This window comes from Micromonospora sp. AMSO12t (genome assembly GCF_008806585.1).
Lineage (GTDB): Bacteria > Actinomycetota > Actinomycetes > Mycobacteriales > Micromonosporaceae > Micromonospora > Micromonospora reichwaldensis.
Window position 1 is genome coordinate 1 of the sequence record NZ_WAAS01000140.1, and the last position, 16,421, is coordinate 16,421.

Annotated in this window: 16 protein-coding genes; 14 read left to right on the forward strand and 2 right to left on the reverse strand. The window is 75.6% G+C overall.

Annotated features, from left to right (window positions below; translation table 11 throughout):
• Positions 1–274: type VII secretion target (locus F6X68_RS19985; protein WP_151455723.1), on the reverse strand; the 274-nt coding region annotated here is incomplete at its 3' end.
• A 175-nt stretch (positions 275–449) separates the two neighbouring features.
• On the opposite strand from F6X68_RS19985, the gene F6X68_RS19990 reads away from it, so the two are divergent.
• The 14 genes from F6X68_RS19990 to F6X68_RS20055 all read left to right on the forward strand — a co-directional run bounded on the left by F6X68_RS19990 (position 450) and on the right by F6X68_RS20055 (position 14,805).
• Complete coding sequence (locus tag F6X68_RS19990; protein ID WP_132230942.1) at positions 450–818, forward strand: holo-ACP synthase; 369 nt, start codon at positions 450–452, stop codon at positions 816–818.
• Between the two features lie 52 nt (positions 819–870).
• Positions 871–2,340, forward strand: a complete 1,470-nt coding sequence (locus F6X68_RS19995; protein WP_151455724.1) for an NAD(P)H-hydrate dehydratase — start codon at positions 871–873, stop codon at positions 2,338–2,340.
• 106 nt (positions 2,341–2,446) lie between these two features.
• The gene (gene alr / locus F6X68_RS20000; RefSeq protein ID WP_151455725.1) at positions 2,447–3,565 is read left to right on the forward strand and encodes an alanine racemase; all 1,119 of its coding nucleotides are present in this window, start codon (positions 2,447–2,449) and stop codon (positions 3,563–3,565) included.
• Positions 3,562–4,653, forward strand: a complete 1,092-nt coding sequence (locus F6X68_RS20005) for an alpha/beta fold hydrolase (RefSeq protein WP_192581465.1) — start codon at positions 3,562–3,564, stop codon at positions 4,651–4,653. Before alr ends, F6X68_RS20005 begins: the two co-directional genes overlap by 4 nt.
• The gene (gene tsaE / locus F6X68_RS20010) at positions 4,650–5,132 is read left to right on the forward strand and encodes a tRNA (adenosine(37)-N6)-threonylcarbamoyltransferase complex ATPase subunit type 1 TsaE (protein ID WP_151455726.1); all 483 of its coding nucleotides are present in this window, start codon (positions 4,650–4,652) and stop codon (positions 5,130–5,132) included. Before F6X68_RS20005 ends, tsaE begins: the two co-directional genes overlap by 4 nt.
• A 60-nt stretch (positions 5,133–5,192) precedes the next feature.
• Complete coding sequence (gene ung / locus F6X68_RS20015; protein ID WP_151455727.1) at positions 5,193–5,894, forward strand: uracil-DNA glycosylase; 702 nt, start codon at positions 5,193–5,195, stop codon at positions 5,892–5,894.
• Between the two features lie 83 nt (positions 5,895–5,977).
• Complete coding sequence (locus F6X68_RS20020) at positions 5,978–6,829, forward strand: maleylpyruvate isomerase family mycothiol-dependent enzyme (protein ID WP_151455728.1); 852 nt, start codon at positions 5,978–5,980, stop codon at positions 6,827–6,829.
• 132 nt (positions 6,830–6,961) lie between these two features.
• The gene (gene tsaB, locus F6X68_RS20025) at positions 6,962–7,639 is read left to right on the forward strand and encodes a tRNA (adenosine(37)-N6)-threonylcarbamoyltransferase complex dimerization subunit type 1 TsaB (RefSeq protein WP_151455729.1); all 678 of its coding nucleotides are present in this window, start codon (positions 6,962–6,964) and stop codon (positions 7,637–7,639) included.
• Between the two features lie 61 nt (positions 7,640–7,700).
• The gene (gene rimI / locus F6X68_RS20030) at positions 7,701–8,156 is read left to right on the forward strand and encodes a ribosomal protein S18-alanine N-acetyltransferase (RefSeq protein ID WP_151455735.1); all 456 of its coding nucleotides are present in this window, start codon (positions 7,701–7,703) and stop codon (positions 8,154–8,156) included.
• The gene (gene tsaD / locus F6X68_RS20035; protein WP_151455730.1) at positions 8,149–9,195 is read left to right on the forward strand and encodes a tRNA (adenosine(37)-N6)-threonylcarbamoyltransferase complex transferase subunit TsaD; all 1,047 of its coding nucleotides are present in this window, start codon (positions 8,149–8,151) and stop codon (positions 9,193–9,195) included. Before rimI ends, tsaD begins: the two co-directional genes overlap by 8 nt.
• A gap of 18 nt (positions 9,196–9,213) precedes the next feature.
• Complete coding sequence (locus tag F6X68_RS20040; protein WP_091627865.1) at positions 9,214–9,468, forward strand: hypothetical protein; 255 nt, start codon at positions 9,214–9,216, stop codon at positions 9,466–9,468.
• Positions 9,469–9,571: 103 nt separating this feature from the next.
• A complete protein-coding gene (locus F6X68_RS20045; RefSeq protein WP_151455731.1) occupies positions 9,572–11,272 on the forward strand; it encodes an ABC transporter ATP-binding protein in 1,701 nt (566 codons plus the stop codon).
• The gene (locus F6X68_RS20050; protein WP_151455732.1) at positions 11,272–13,053 is read left to right on the forward strand and encodes an ABC transporter ATP-binding protein; all 1,782 of its coding nucleotides are present in this window, start codon (positions 11,272–11,274) and stop codon (positions 13,051–13,053) included. The genes F6X68_RS20045 and F6X68_RS20050 overlap by 1 nt, the downstream gene beginning before the upstream one ends.
• A 171-nt stretch (positions 13,054–13,224) precedes the next feature.
• The gene (locus F6X68_RS20055; RefSeq protein ID WP_151455733.1) at positions 13,225–14,805 is read left to right on the forward strand and encodes a Na+/H+ antiporter; all 1,581 of its coding nucleotides are present in this window, start codon (positions 13,225–13,227) and stop codon (positions 14,803–14,805) included.
• Between the two features lie 673 nt (positions 14,806–15,478).
• On the opposite strand, the gene F6X68_RS20060 is transcribed toward F6X68_RS20055, so the two are convergent.
• Positions 15,479–16,216, reverse strand: a complete 738-nt coding sequence (locus F6X68_RS20060; protein WP_132230952.1) for a DUF4142 domain-containing protein — start codon at positions 16,214–16,216, stop codon at positions 15,479–15,481.
• Between the last annotated feature and the right edge of the window lie 205 nt (positions 16,217–16,421).

Below are 16,421 nucleotides of genomic sequence, written 5' to 3' on the forward strand. Positions count from 1 at the left end.
GGCCGGCCGCCCGGTCGTCCACCGCCTCGTACGCCTCGGCGGCGGAACGGACCGCCCCGGCCGTGTGGGCCACCCGGGCGCCGAGCCCGCCGAACCAGGCGTGCACGGCCGACTCCAGCCCGGCCGACGCCGCCCCGGTCGACCACTCCGGGGCCGGCACCACCAGCCCGGACGCCCCGGCCAGCCCGTGCGCCAGCCGGTACGCGTCGTCGTCGAGCCCCCGCGCGGCCCGGCGCAGCGCGTCCGGTCGTACGGTCAACGGCTCCTCGGTCATCCTCGGCCCCCCGCCTCGCGAAAACATCGACGGCCGCGACGCTAGGCGTCGTCCACACCCCCGCGCGTGGCCTGTGGACGACGGCCCGCCCGCGTACGGCCGCGTCGTCCACAGGCGTTGCCGCGCGCGGTGCCGAGGGCTAATCTGCGGCCGCCCGCGCCGGTAGGGTGAGCGGGTGATCGTCGCTGTCGGCATCGACGTCGTCCTCGTCGAGCGGTTCGCCAAGGCCCTGGCACGGACACCGCTGCTCGCCGACCGGCTCTTCACGGAGGCCGAGCGGTGCACCCGCTCCGGCAACCCGCGCTCGCCCGAGTCGCTGGCCGCCCGCTTCGCGGCCAAGGAGGCGGTCGCCAAGGCGCTCGGCGCCCCGGCCGGCCTGAGCTGGCACGACTGCGAGGTCGTGCCGGACCCGGACGGTCGGCCCTGGCTGACCGTCTCCGGCACGGTCGCGGCGGCGGCCACCGAGCGCGGGGTCAACCGCTGGCATCTCTCGTTGTCGCACGACGGCGGGATCGCCTCGGCGATGGTGGTCGCGGAGCGGTGATCGGGGGCGTGCCGGGTCGCGGGGCGCCGGGAGTCGGACGGGACGGGGTGGCATGAGATCGGTGTGGCGGGTCGCGGACGTACGCGCTGCGGAGGCGGGCCTGATGGCCACGCTGCCGCCCGGGACGCTGATGAAGCGCGCGGCGGCCGGGCTGGCCCGCCGCTGCGCGCTGCTGCTGGCCGACCGGGGCGGCGTCTACGCCGCGCGGGTGCTGCTGCTGGTCGGTTCGGGCGACAACGGCGGCGACACGCTCCTCGCCGGCGCGCACCTGGCCCGGCGGGGTGCCGCCGTGTCGGCGCTGCTGCTGGCCCCCGGCCGGGCGCACGCGGCCGGGCTGGCCGCGCTGCGGGCCGCGGGCGGGCGGGTCGTCGACCGGCCGCCGGGGACCGTCGACCTGGTGCTGGACGGCATCGTGGGGATCGGCGGGCACGGCGGGCTGCGGGACACCGCCGACCAACTCGCCGCCAGCCTCGTGCGGCACCGTGGGCGCGACGGCGCACCGGCCGCCGTGATCGCCGTGGACGTGCCCAGCGGGGTCGCGGTCGACACCGGGGGAGTGCCGTTGACCGCGTCGGGCCGCCCCAGCGCGGTACGGGCCGACGTGACGGTGGCGTTCGGCGCGCTGAAGCCCGCCCTGGTGGTGGGCCCGGCCGCCGCGCTCGCCGGTGAGGTGGAGCTGGTCGACATCGGGCTGGAGCCGTGGCTGCGGGGCAGCCCGGCGTTGGGCGTGACCGAGTGGTCGGACGTCGTCGACTGGTGGCCCCGGCTCGGCCCGGCCTCGGAGAAGTACAGCCGGGGCGTGGTGGGCGTCGCGACCGGCTCGGCGACCTACCCCGGCGCGGCCGTGCTCTCCGTCGCGGGGGCGCTGGCCGGCCCGACCGGCCTGGTCCGCTACGCCGGCTCGGCCCGGGACGACGTGCTGCGCCGGCACCCGTCGGTGATCGCGACCGGTCGGGTCGCCGACGCCGGGCGGGTGCAGGCGTGGGTCTGCGGCTCCGGCCTGGGCACCGGCGAGGAGGCGGCCGCGGAGCTGCGGGCGGTGCTCGCCGCCCCCGTGCCGGTGGTGCTCGACGCCGACGCGCTGACCCTGCTGGTCGACGGCTCGCTCGCCGGCCGGCTGCGCACGCGGGACGCCCCGATCGTGGTCACCCCGCACGACCGCGAGTTCACTCGGCTCTGCGGGGAGGAACCGGGTGCCGACCGGGTGGCCGCCACCCTGCGGCTGGCCGCCTGGATGAACGCGGTGGTGCTGCTCAAGGGCGACCGCACGGTGATCGGCACGCCGGACGGCCGGGCGTACGTCAACCCGACCGGCACCCCGGCGCTGGCCACCGGCGGCACCGGCGACGTGCTGGCCGGGCTGCTCGGCTCGCTGCTCGCGGCCGGGCTGCCCCCGGAGCGGGCGGCGGCCGCCGCCGCGTACCTGCACGGGCTGGCCGGCCGGGAGGCGGCCCGGGGCGGGCCGGTGACGGCGCCCGACGTGGCCGACGCCCTCCGCCCGGTCCTCGCCCGCCTCGGCTGACCCGGCCGCACCGGCCGCGCCGGCGGCACCGGCCGCGCCGGCGGTGGCTCCTGCCGGCTGCGCCGGCCTCGGCCGGGGGGATCGGCGTGGAAAGTAGGCTGGGGGCATGTGGCAGGCCGAGGTACGCGTGGACCTGGACGCGATCCGCGAGAACGTGAGCCGGCTGAGGTCCGGCACCGCCGCCGAGCTGATGGCGGTGGTGAAGGGCGACGGCTACGGCCACGGCATGGTCCCGGCCGCCCGCGCCGCCCTCGACGCCGGAGCCGACTGGCTGGGTGTCTGCACGCTGGACGAGGCGCTCACGCTGCGCCGGGCCGGGATCACCGCGCCGGTGCTGGCCTGGCTCCTCGCGCCCGGGCTGCCGCTGCACGAGGGCGTCGCCGCCGGGGTCGACCTCGGCGTCGCCAGCCTGCCCCAGCTCGACGAGATGGTCGCGGCGGGCCACGCCGCCGGTCGGCCGGCCCGGCTGCACCTCAAGATCGACACCGGGCTGGCCCGGGGCGGCGCGACCGTCGCCGACTGGCCGGCCCTGCTCGACGCCGCCGCCGAGGCGCAGGCCGACGGCCTGGTCGAGGTCGTCGGGGTGTGGAGCCACTTCGTGTACGCGGACTCGCCCGGCCACCCGACCATCGACCGTCAGATCGCCGTCTTCCACGAGGGGATCGGCATGGCCGAACAGGCCGGCCTTCGGCCGCGCTACCGGCACCTGGCGAACTCGGCGGCCACCCTGACCCGGCCCGACACCCACTTCGACCTGGTCCGTCCCGGGCTGGCCGTGTACGGCCTCTCCCCGGTGGCCGGCGAGCGCTACGGGCTGCGCCCGGCCATGACGGCCCGCGCCCGAGTGATGCTGACCAAGCGTGTCCCCGCCGGCTCCGGCGTCTCGTACGGGCACACCTACACCACCGAGCGGGCGGCGAACCTCGCGGTGGTGCCGCTCGGCTACGCCGACGGGGTGCCCCGGCACGCCTCGAACAGCGGCCCGGTGCAGCTCGGCGGCAAGCGCCGGACGATCTCGGGCCGGGTCTGCATGGACCAGTTCGTGCTCGACTGCGGCGACGACCCGGTGGCCGCCGGCGACGAGGTCACCCTCTTCGGCAGCGGCGCCGACGGCGGGCCCACCGCCGACGACTGGGCCGAGGCGGTCGGCACCATCAACTACGAGATCGTCACGCGGTTCGGCAGCACCCGGGTGCCCCGCGTCTACGACGGCGAGCGCCCGTGACGACCCGTTCCCGCATCCCGCTGCCGCGTACCGGACACGCCAAGGCGGCCATCGGCGCGTTGGCCGCCGTCGGGGTCGCCGCCGCCGGGCTCGCGGCCGGCGTCGCCACCGAACGCGCCCTGGTCCGCAAGCTCAAGGCCGACCCCACCGACCGGTACGCCGGGGAGGTCTTCGGCGAGCAGCGGTACGACGATTCGTTCCGGCTGGAGATGCCCGACGGCACCGACATCCACGTCGAGGTGGTGGAGCCGACCCGGCCCGTGCCCGGCAACCCGACCGTGGTGCTGGTGCACGGCTTCTGCCTGGACATGGGCACCTTCCACTTCCAGCGCGAGCTGCTCGCCGAGCGGGGCGAGCACCGGATCGTCGCCTACGACCAGCCCGGGCACGGCCGGTCGGGGCGGCTGGAGACCGGCGAGTACGACCTGACCGCGCTCGGCCGGACGCTGCGCGAGGTGATCGACCGGACCGCCCCGGAGGGGCCGCTGGTGCTGGTCGGCCACTCGATGGGCGGAATGACCATCATGGCGTTCGCCGAGCTGTTTCCGGAGCTGTTCGGCGACCGGGTCGTGGGCACCGTGCTGATGGCCACCTCGGGCGGCCTGATCGCCGAGACCAAGCTGGTCGCGCCCGCCCTGCTCGGCCGGGTCGGCGCGCCGGTGCTGCACATGGTCGGCAACGTCACCCGCTACGGCGGGCCGGTGATCGACCGGGCGCGCAGGTCCACCACCAACGTGGCCTGGCTGCTCACCCGCAAGTACGGCTTCGGCACCCGCCAGCCCAGCCCGGCCCTGGTGTCGTACGTCGAGACGATGAACTCCCGCACCTCCGCCGACACGGTGACCCGCTACCTGCGGACGCTGGCCACGCACTCCCGGTTCCCGGCGCTCGCCGCGCTGGCGGACACCCCCGTGCTGGTGGTCGTCGGCGACAAGGACATGATCACCCCCGTGACGCACTCCGAGGAGATCGTCCGGCGACTGCCGCACGCCGAGTTCGTCAAGATCTCCGACAGCGGGCACGTGGTGATGCTGGAGCACGCCGACGAGGTCAACGAGGCGCTGGTCCGGTTCCTGGAGGCGTTGTGAGCCACGTCGTGAAGCTGCCGACCGTCGATGACACCCACGAGTTCGGGCGGCGGCTGGCCGGGCTGCTGCGCGCCGGCGACCTGCTGCTGCTGACCGGGCCGCTCGGCGCCGGCAAGACCGCGCTGACCCGGGGCCTCGGGGCCGGGCTCGGGGTGCTCGGGGACGTCACCTCGCCCACCTTCGTGATCGCCCGGGTGCACCGGCCCGACCCGGCCCGGGGCGGCACGGTGGCGCTGGTGCACGCCGACGCGTACCGGCTGGGGGACGCCGCCGACCCGCGCGCCGAGATCGACGACCTCGACCTGGACGCCTCGGTGGACGAGTCGGTGACCGTGGTGGAGTGGGGCGAGGGCCTGGTCGAGCAGCTCGTCGACGCCCACCTGCGGGTACGCGTCGACCGGCGCGACGACGACACCCGGGTGGTCGAGCTGGAACCGGTCGGCGGCGACTGGGCGCAGCGCCTGACCGCCCTCGGGTGAGCGCTGTCGTACCGGCTGCCTAGAGTGCGCGGGACGGACCCGACAGGCGAAAGGTTGCCGATGCCCGACGACGCCCCCACCCTGGACCTGCCGGCGCTGCTGCCGGAGGACTGGCGTGCCGTGCTCACCCCGCACCTCGACCCGGCCCGCACCGCCGCGCTGGCCGAGTTCGTCGCGGGCGAGTACGCGACCCGCACCGTCTTCCCGCCGGTCGAGGACCTCTTCTCGGCCTACCGGCTCTGCGCGCCGGCCGACTGCCGGGTGCTGATCCTCGGGCAGGATCCCTACCACAAGGCGGGGCAGGCCCACGGGCTCAGCTTCAGCGTGCGGGAGGGCGTGAGCGTGCCGCCGTCGTTGCGCAACGTCTTCAAGGAACTGGGCGAGGACCTCGGCGTGCCGAAGCCGCGCGGCGGCAACCTGAGCGGCTGGGCGGCGCAGGGCGTGCTGCTGCTCAACGCCGTGCTCACCGTCCGCGAGGCGACGCCCGGCTCGCACGCCAACCGCGGCTGGGAGGAGTTCACCGACGCCACCATCCGGGCGCTCGACGCGATGGACTCGCGGGTGGTCTTCCTGCTCTGGGGCGGCTACGCGCGCAAGAAGGCGGCCCTGGTGACCAACCCCCGGCACGTGGTGCTGGAGGCCGGGCACCCCAGCCCGATGAACCCGCGCGGCTTCCTGGGCAGCCGCCCGTTCAGCGCGGCCAACAAGGCGCTCGCCGACGCCGGCCTGCCCACGGTCGACTGGGAGCGCTCCGCCGGCTGACAGCTGCGCACTTTCGCGGTCACCGCGCGGTCACCGTCCGTTGTAGCCTGTGCGTCGAGCGGTCGGCGAGCCGGGAGGCGGCGATGGCGGCGACGGTCAGCGAACAGCGGTGGCGGGTGGCGCGGACGGCGCTGGCGGAGCAGACCGACCGCTTCCTCGACCTGGTCCGCGCCACCCCACCCGAGGCCATGGCCACCGCCCACTGGTCGGTGGCCGACACGCTGGCCCACGTGGGCTCCCTGGCGTGGTACTACGCGTGCCTCGTGGACCCGGACCACCCGCCGCTGCCGGTGCCGGGTCTGCACCGTCAGCTCCCGGACGTCACCGTCGACACGGTGGCGGACTTCAACGACGTGCTGCTGCGGCACCTCACCGAGCGCGAGCCGCAGGCCCTGGCCGACCGGTTGCGGGCCGACGTCGGGCGGCTCCTGGCCGTCTGCGCGGAGCAGCGCCCCGACGAGACGGTGCCCTGGCTCGGCGGGGCCCGGGTGCCCCTCGCCGGCCTCTGCGCGCACCTGGTCAACGAGCTGCTCATCCACGGTCACGACGTCGCCCGCGTCGCCGGGCGGCCGTGGTCGCTCCCCGGCCGGGACGCCGCGCTGTTCATGGAGCTGTTCGTGGCCGGCGTGGTCCGGCACGGCTACGGGCGGCTCATCGACGGCGGCGCGCCGCCGAGCGAACGCCCCGTCGTGGTCGAGTTCCGCTCGGCGTACGCGGCCCCGGTCCGGCTCCTGCTGCACCGGGGGCGGATGACGTTCGCCGACCCCGGAGCCCAGGCGGACGCCCGGATCGACCACGACCCCGGCACGCTCAACCTGATGATGTTCGGCCGGGTCAGCCGCGCCCGGGCGCTGCTCACCGGCAAGGTGCGCGTCAGCGGGCGGCGCCCCTGGCTGCTGCCGGCCTTCCTGCGCAAGTTCCGCACCCCGAGTTGACCCCGGCCGTTCGTCCCGCCCGCCGGTCCCGCCGTCAGCCGCTCCCGCCGCCACCGTCAGCCGCTCGCCGCTCGTCCCACCCGGCCGGGGCGTGACCGGGGGTGACCGCAGGGGCGACTAGGCTGGCTCACCGTGCTCGTACTGGTGGTGGACAGCTCGACCCCCGCGGTGACCGCGGCGCTGGTGGCGGTCGCGGCGGACGGTGTCGCGACCCGCGCGCACCGCTGCACGGTCGACGCCCGCGCCCACGGTGAACTGCTCGCGCCGCAGGTCGACGCCGTGCTCACCGAGGCCGGCGCCCGCCCGGCCGACCTGGGCGCGATCGTCGCCGGGCTCGGCCCCGGCCCGTTCACCGGGCTGCGGGTGGGGCTGGTCACCGCCGCCACCATCGGCCAGGTGCTGGGCGTCCCGACGTACGGTGTCTGCTCGCTGGACGCCATCGGTCACCCGGCGGCCGCGGGCGAGCCGGTGTTGGCGGCGAGCGACGCGCGCCGCCGGGAGATCTACTGGGCGGTCTACGACGGCGCGGGCCAGCGGATCGTCGGCCCGGAGGTGTCCGCGCCGGCGGTTGCCGCCGAGCGCGCCCGCGGCCTGGCCGTCACGGCCGCCGTCGGCGACGGCGCGCACCGGTACGCGGACGCGCTGGGCCTGCCCGTGCGGGACGAGCCCCGCTACCCGGACGCGGCCGTGCTGGCGACCCTGGCCGCCGAGCGCATCCGGGCCGGCGCCCCCTCGGAGGCGCTCACCCCGCTCTACCTGCGCCGCCCGGACGCCGTGGCGGCGACGGCCCGCAAGCCGGTGCTGCCGTGAGCGCGAGGAGTGAGCCGGGTTTGCGAGCCCCGCAGTCGCGAGCCGAGGTGTTGCCGTGAGCGTGCGGCTGGGGCGGTTGCGGTGGTGGCACGTCGACGAGGTGCTGCCGATCGAGGCTGACCTGTTCGGCGCCGAGCAGTGGTCGTCGGCGATGTTCTGGAACGAGCTGGCCAACGGGCACTTCTACCTGGTCGCCACCGGCGACGACGGCGACCTCCTCGGCTACGCCGGGCTCGCCGTGGCCCCGCCCGACGAGGCGTGGGTGCAGAACGTCGCGGTGCGCCGGGACGCCCAGCGGCGCGGCGTCGGCCGGCTCCTGCTGGAGGCCCTGCTCGCCGAGGCCGCCCGGCTCGGCGTCCGCAGCGTCCTGTTGGAGGTCGCGGCGGACAACGCCCCCGCCCAGAAGCTCTACGCGACGTACGGCTTCGAGCCGATCGGCGTGCGGCGCGGCTACTACCAACCGAGCAACACCGACGCGCTGGTCATGCAGCGCACGCAGGATGTGAGCGATGACTGACGAACCCCTGGTCCTCGGCATCGAGACCTCCTGCGACGAGACCGGGGTCGGCATCGTACGCGGGCACACCCTGCTGGCCGACGCGCTCGCCTCCAGCGTCGAGCAGCACGCCCGCTTCGGCGGCGTCGTGCCCGAGGTGGCCAGCCGGGCCCACCTGGAGGCCATCGTGCCGACCATGGACCGGGCGTTGAAGGAGGCGGGGGTGACCCTCGCCGACATCGACGCGATCGCGGTCACCTCCGGCCCGGGGCTGGCCGGCGCGCTGCTGGTGGGGGTGGCCGCCGCGAAGGGCTACGCGCTCGCCGCCGAGAAGCCGGTCTACGGCGTCAACCACCTCGCCGCGCACGTCGCCGTGGACACCCTGGAACACGGCCCGCTGCCCGAGCCGGCGATCGCCCTGCTGGTCTCCGGCGGGCACTCCTCCCTGCTGCTCGTCGACGACCTGGCCCGGGGCGTCACCCCGCTCGGCGCCACCATCGACGACGCGGCCGGCGAGGCGTTCGACAAGGTGGCCCGGCTGCTCGGGCTGCCGTTCCCCGGCGGCCCGTACATCGACCGGGAGGCCCGGGCCGGCGACCCGGCGGCCATCGGCTTCCCGCGCGGCCTGACCGCCCCCAAGGACCTCGCCGCCCACCGCTACGACTTCTCCTTCTCCGGACTGAAGACGGCGGTGGCCCGGTGGGTCGAGGCGCGGCAGCGCGCCGGTGAGCCGGTGCCCGTCGCCGACGTGGCCGCGTCCTTCCAGGAGGCGGTCTGCGACGTGCTGGTACGCAAGGCGCTGGACGCCTGCCGGTCCACCGGCGTCGAGACGCTGGTGATCGGCGGGGGCGTGGCGGCCAACTCCCGGCTGCGGGTGATGGCCGAGGACCGCGCCGCCGCGTACGGCATCAGGGTCCGGGTGCCCCGACCCGGGCTCTGTACGGACAACGGCGCGATGGTCGCCGCCCTCGGCTCGCACCTGGTCGCCTCGGGTGTCGCGCCGAGCCGGCTGGACCTGCCCGCCGACTCCGCCATGCCGCTGACGACAGTCAGCGTCTGAACCCCGAGGATGGCTGACGTGATCGTGCGGATGTGGGAGGCGCGGGCGGAGCCGTACGGCGCCGCGGACCTGATCACCTGGGTGTGCGACACCGCGCTGCCCGAGTTCGAGCACGACCCGATGCACCTGTCCAGCGAGGTGTTCTCCTCCACCGACCACCGGGTGGTGGTCATCTCCAAGTGGCGCAGCAACCCGCGTCCGCTGCCGGAGCCCCCGGCGACGCTGCTGGCCCGCCCGCCGCACTCCTGGGACTTCACGCAGGTCGACCGCTGAGCCCGGGCCGGCCGGCCGAGGGCGGAGGACACGTGAGCCACGGCACGCCGAGGCGGTAATTGGTTGGCGGGGTGACCGGCCCGCCACCTAGCGTCGGTGGGCCATGCGCTTCTCACCGGCCGGTGACCCCGGCGTACCCGACATCCGCTCGGCGACCCGCTACCTCGTGTGGCTGGCCGGCCGGCACAAGGCGCTGCTCACCGTCGGCATCCTGCTGGGCGTCGTCTGGATGGTCGCCCAGGCGCTGGTGCCGGCGGCCGTCGGCCGGGCCGTCGACGGGCTCACCCGCCGCGACGAGGAGGCGCTGCTCACCTGGGGGCTGGTGCTGCTCGGGCTGGGCGTGTTCCAGGCGGCCGCGGGGATCCTGCGGCACTACTGCGCGGTGCACAACTTCCTCGCCGGGGCGTACCGGACGGTGCAGTTGACCGTGGGCGCGGCGAACCGGCTCGGCGCCGCGCTGCCCCGGCGGGTGTCCGCCGGCGAGGTGGTGAGCATCGGTACGGCCGACATCAGCCAGATCGGTGCGGCCATCGACATCACCGCCCGGGGCACCGGCGCGATCGTGGCGATCGTGACCGTCGGGGTGCTCCTGCTCGGCGCCTCCGTACCGCTCGGACTGGTCGTGGTGCTCGGGGTGCCGCTGCTGATGGCGGTCGTCGGGCTGCTCATCCGGCCGCTGCACCGGCAGCAGCAGGCGTACCGGGACTCGGAGGGGGCGCTGACCGCCCGGGCCGGCGACATCGTCTCCGGGCTGCGGGTGCTGCGCGGCGTCGGCGGCGAGCCGGTGCTCTCCGCCCGCTACCGGTCGCGGTCGCAGGCGCTGCGCGCCGACGGCCTGCGGGTGGCCCGCGTCGAGTCGCTGCTGGAGGCGGCCCAGGTGCTGCTCCCGGGGGCGTTCCTGGTGCTGGTCACCTGGCTGGGCGCTCGGTTCGCGCTGCGCGGCGAGATCAGCGCCGGTGAGCTGGTGGCGTTCTACGGCTACACGGCGTTCCTGGTCAGCCCGCTGCGGCAGCTCACCGAGGCGGTGGACAAGCTGACCCGGGGGCACGTCGCCGCCCGGCGGGTGGTGCGGCTGCTGCGGCTCACCCCGGAACTGCTCGACCCGGCCCGCCCGACCGCCCTGCCGGACGGCCCCGGCGAGCTGGTCGACGTGGCCTCCGGCGTGACGGTACGGCCGGGCCGGTTCACCGCGCTCGCCGCCACCGCCCCCGAGGACGCGGCGGCGGTCGTGGACCGCCTCGGCCGGTACGTCGACTCGGACGCGACGCTGCACGGCGTACCGCTGCGGGAGGTGGCGCTGGCGACGGTGCGGGAGCGGATCCTGGTGGCCGACAACGACGCGCACCTGTTCACCGGCCTGCTCCGCGCGGAGCTGGACCCGCGCGACCGGGCCGACGACCCGACGCTCGAAGCGGCGCTGACGGCGGCGAGCGCCACCGACATCGTCGAGGCCCTGCCGGCGGGGCTGGACAGCGCGGTCGCCGAGCGCGGCCGGGAGTTCTCCGGCGGCCAGCAGCAGCGGCTGCGGCTGGCCCGGGCGCTGGTCGCCGACCCGGAGATCCTGCTGCTGGTGGAGCCGACCAGCGCCGTGGACGCGCACACCGAGGCCCGCATCGCGGACCGGCTCGGCGCCGCCCGGGCGGGCCGGACCACCCTGGTCTGCACCACCAGCCCGCTCGTGCTGCACCGCGCCGACCACGTGATCTTCGTGGAGGACGGCAAGGTGGCGGCCGAGGGGTCGCACACCGCACTGCTCGACGGCGAGCCGCGCTACCGGGCGACGGTCAGCCGGGGGGAGGACTGATGGCCACCGCCCTGCCGGTCGCCGACGGGCGCCAGGTGCGCCGCTACGCCCGCACGCTGGCCCGCCGGCATCCGAGGGCGCTCGGGGTCGCGCTCGGCCTGCACGCGCTGGCCGCCGCCGCCGGCCTGGTCGCGCCGTGGCTGCTCGGCGACCTGGTCGAGGGGATCTCCCGGGGCACGTCCGGCGTCACCGTGGACCGGATCGCCCTGCTGATCGCCGGGTTCGTGCTGGTGCAGTCGGTGCTGGTCCGCTTCGCCCACCTGGCGTCGGCCCGGCTCGGCGAGCGGGTGCTGGCCGAGCTGCGCGAGGAGTTCGTCGACCGGATCCTGGCGCTGCCGCTGGCCACCGTGGAACGGGCCGGCACGGGCGACCTGCTCACCAGGACGTCCCGGGACGTCTCGGCGCTGTCGCGGACGGTCCGGTTCGCGGTGCCGGAGACGCTGATCGCCGTCGTCACCGGCTGCTTCATCGTCGGCGCGCTGCTCCTGGTCGACCCGCTGTTCGCGCTGCCCTGCCTGCTCGCGGTGCCGCTGCTGTGGGCCGGCACCCGCTGGTACCTGCGCCGCGCGCCTGCCGGCTACCTGCGGGAGAACGCCGCCTACTCCGACATCACCGACGGCATCAGCGAGACCGTCGAGGGTTCGCGGACCACGGAGGCGCTGCGGCAGCAGGCGCGCCGCCGGGCCCGCACCGACGCCGACATCCGCCGGTCGTACGCGGCCGAGCGCTACACCCTGCGGCTGCGCACGGTGTTCTTCCCGATCGCCGAGATCGGCTACGTGCTGCCGGTGGTGGCCACGTTGATCATCGGCGGCTGGTTCCACCTGAAGGGCTGGGTGAGCCTCGGCGAGGTCACCGCCGCCACGCTCTACGTGCAGGCGTTGATCGACCCGGTCGACCGGCTGCTCTCCTGGCTGGACGAGTTGCAGGTCGGCGGCGCCTCCATGGCGCGCCTGCTCGGGGTGGCCGACGCCGACCCGCCGGCCGGCTCCCCGACCCGGCCCGCCGCGGGCTCTGCGGGCCCGCCCGATCCTCCGCCACCGGGGGAGCGGCGGCTCGCCGCCAGGGACGTCCGGTACGCGTACCGGGAGGGCCGGGACGTGCTGCACGGGGTGACCCTGCTGCCGGAGCCGGGAGAGAAGCTGGCCATGGTGGGCCCCTCGGGCGCCGGCAAGTCCACGCTCGGCCGGCTGCTCGCCGGGGTGCACGCGCCCCGTACCGGCTCGGTCACGGTGGCCGGCCGGCGACTCGACGAGCTGCCCCTGTCCGAGCTGCGTACGCACGTCGCCCTGGTAACCCAGGAGCACCACGTCTTCATCGGCACGCTGCGGGAGAACGTGGCGATGGTGCGACCGGGCGCCGACGAGGCGGCCGTGAGGTCGGCGCTGACCGCCGTCGACGCGTTGGAGTGGGCCGACGGGCTGCCGGACGGGCTGGACACCGTGGTCGGCGCCGGCGGGCACCCGCTGTCGCCCGCGCAGGCGCAGCAGTTGGCGCTGGCGAGGCTGGTGCTGGCCGACCCGCACACCCTGGTGCTGGACGAGGCCACCTCGCTGATCGACCCCCGCGCCGCCCGGCACCTGGAGCGGTCCCTCGCGGCCGTCCTCCAGGGCCGTACGGTCGTGGCCATCGCGCACCGCCTCTTCTCGGCGCACGACGCCGACCGGGTGGCGGTGGTGGAGGACGGCCGGATCGCCGAGATCGGCTCACACGACGAACTGGTCGCGGCCGACGGCTCCTACGCGGCCCTCTGGCGCTCCTGGCACGGCACCGGCCCCTGACGCGCCGCGCGGCGTGCCGTGCCCGAGGCCGCCGCCGTCGACACCGGCGGGCATGTTGTCTGTTTCTCGGGTTCGAGGGTGCCGCGCCGGACCGCCGTACCACGATGGTGGAGCGGCAGGCGACCGGCGCGTACCCGTCACCGTGCCGTCGGCCGGTGACGGGGGTGCGACGTGGGCGGTCTCGAACTGATCGTGGTGCTGGGCGTCACGGTGCTGGTAGGCACGACCCTCGGCGGACGGTACAGCGTGGCGCCCCCCGTCCTGCTCATCACGATGGGCGCGCTGCTCGCGCTCCTGCCGCCGCTGTCCCACGTGGTGCTGGAGCCCGACGTGGTGCTGCTGCTGTTCCTGCCGGCGATCCTCTACAAGGAGAGCATCACCACCAGCCTGCGCGAGATCCGCACGAACCTGCTCGCGATCGCGTTGCTCGCGGTGGGGCTGGTGGTGGCGACGATGGTCGCGGTGTCGCTCGTCGTGCAGCGGTTCGGCGTGGACCCGGCCGCCGCCTGGGTGCTCGGCGCGGTGCTCGCGCCGACCGACGCGGCGGCGGTCGCCGGCCTGGCCAAGCGGATGCCACGCCGGATCCTGACCACCCTGCACGCGGAGAGCCTGATCAACGACGGCACCGCGCTGGTGCTCTTCTCCGTCGGGTTGGGCCTGATCGTGGGCGGCACCGAGCCGGGATTGCTCGGGCTGACCGAGCGGTTCGTCCTCGCGTCGACCGGTGGCATCGCCGCCGGCCTGCTGGTCGGCTGGGCGGTGATCCTGCTCCGGCGGCGGCTCGACGACCCGCTGCGCGAGGGCGCGCTGAGCGTCCTCACGCCGTTCGTCGCGTTCCTCCTCGCCGAGCTCGTGCACGCCAGTGGCGTCCTGGCGGTGGTGGTCGCGGGCCTCGTGCTGGCGTACGCCGCCCCCCGGGTCATCCGGGCCCGCTCCCGGGTGCTGGCGTACGGCTTCTGGGACCTCGCCACGTTCCTGATCAACGGCGGACTCTTCGTGCTCCTGGGGATGCAGATCCCGCGCGCCCTGCGCGACGTGACCAGCCTGTCGGTGATGCGGGCGCTGGTCATCGCGGTGGTGGTGACAGGCGTGGTCGTGCTGACCCGGATGGTGTGGGTCCACCTGGCGGCGTTCGCCTTTCTCGTCGTCGATCGCCGGGCGGCGGAGCAGGACGAGCGGGTCGACTGGCGGGTGCGCACGGCGGCCGGGTGGGCGGGGTTCCGGGGCGCGGTCTCCCTCGCGGCCGCCCTCGCGGTGCCGGTGACCACGCCCGCCGGCACCCGTGTGCACGAGCGTGACCTGATCATCTTCACCACCGCCGTGGTCATCCTGCTGACGATGCTGATCCAGGGCACCACGCTGCCCGCCGTCGTCGGGTGGGCGGGTCTGGTCGGCGACACCCGGCGGGTCGGCGAGCTGCGGCTGGCCCGGATGCGGGCCACCGAGGCCGCGCTGGCGGTGCTCCCCGAGGTCGCGGACCGGCTCGGCGCGGCGCCGGACGCGGTCGACCGGATCCGGGCGGACTACGAGCAGCACCTCGACGACGTCCGCTCCACCGACGAGGAGAGCCGGTCGGCGGAGCAGGCCCGGGACCTCGACCGGCGACTGCGGCTGGCCGTGCTCGAACACAAGCGGCGCGAGATCACCAGGCTGCGGGACACGAACGAGATCGACGACATCGTCCTGCGGGAGCTGCAGGCCGTCCTCGACATCGAGGAGATTCGCCTGCTGGGCCCGGAGGTCAACGAGTAGCCGTGGCCGCCCGTCGCGCCGGCCGTGCGTGCGGGCGGGCCGGGCGTGCGTGCGGGCCGGGCGTGCGGGCCTGCCGGGTGTGCGGGGCGCGCGGGCGTGCCGGGCGTGTGGGCCCGCGGGCCGCGCCGTCGTGCCGGCACGCAGCCGACCGCTGGGCGGATCCCGTCGCCGGTAACTCATCGTGACGATGCTTGCGGAGGGCCGCTAATGTCACGCACGGTAGTCGAATTTGCCTGGCTTCCAAGCGTGAGCGGCCTCGTTTCAGCGCTTAGCCAGGCTGACCAGCGGTTTCTTCTCGCGATCGCCGAGCCGGCCGAATGCCCTCACGCCCCCTTTGCTCTGCAGCCGCCGACGCACCAGCCACCGTCCGTAGCTGGTGCGTGGATGGCTGCAGAGCAAAGGGACCGAGGCGGGTGCCCGATGGCGACGGCGTGACACCCCTGGCGATTACCGAAAGTAACTACGGTGGGCGGCTGCGGACGGCAGGGCCGTGAAAGCAGGGCCGCGAGCAGCCAGGCAGCCACACCGCCCAGCCGCCACACCGCTAAGCCGCCAGGCCGCCACATCGCCAAGCCGCCCACCGCCAGGCCGCCGCACCGCCAGGCCGCCAGCGGCAGGATCCCCTGCGGTTCGACGGCCTCCCGGCCCGTGGCCGCCGGGAGGACCGCCGTGGTCAGGTGCGGCGCAGGATGCGGTACGTGGCGACGCCTCCCGTGCCGAGCGCGGCGAGGAAGACCAGCCAGACCACCGTGCTGCTGACCCCGATCGGCGGGCCGGAGTTGGCGGAGGCGGCGGCGAGCAGGCCGTCGTCGCCGGGGGCGGGCAGGGCGGCCGGCGGCAGTTCCGGCCAGCGCACCAGCCCGGTGCTCTCCAACATCTGCATGTGGTGCAGGACGAACCGGTTGGCGTCGTCGGCGAGCTTGCGGATCACCGGGTCGCGGGTGCTGGCGCGGACCGCCCCGATGACCGGGAAGATCTTGCCGTGGGCGACCCGGAGCCGGGTGACGAAGATCTGGTCGAAGCGGGCGCCGGAGGCGTTCTGCATCTCCGTCAGCCAGCCCTTCTGCTCGGCCGTCGGGTCGCTCGGGATGCTCGCTCCGAGCTTGTTGGCCGCCTCGACCGTGAGCCGGTCCAGTTCCTCGTGCTCGGTGGCGATGCCGGCGCCGATCTCGCGCACCTTCGCGCTCTGCCCCTTGTCGGCGGCCAGCTGCCCGGCCGGCATCTCCCAGAGACCGGCCAGGCGTACCCCGTTGAGCAGGGCGGCGTCGGCCGCGTTGAGCTGTTGACCGCCCGGCGCGGCGACGGCCACGCCGGGCAGCACCCCGAGCCCGGCGGCGATCGTGACGAGCAGCGCCGCCAGGCGACTGCTGCGGTGTCCCTGTCGGCGACGGGCGGATCTGAGCGGTGTCATGTCCGTGGTGTCTCCTCGGTCCGGTCCGAAACGAGTCCGGGCCGGGCGACGCCTCCGCCTTCGCCCGTCCGCGCACTGGTACGGACGGACCGACCGATCGGTTCACCGGACCGGCCCACCCGCGCCGGCACCCGTCCACCATTCGTCGGCACGGCACGGCACGGCACGAGGCAGGTGGGACGGCACACGGACCGGGCAGGTGGCG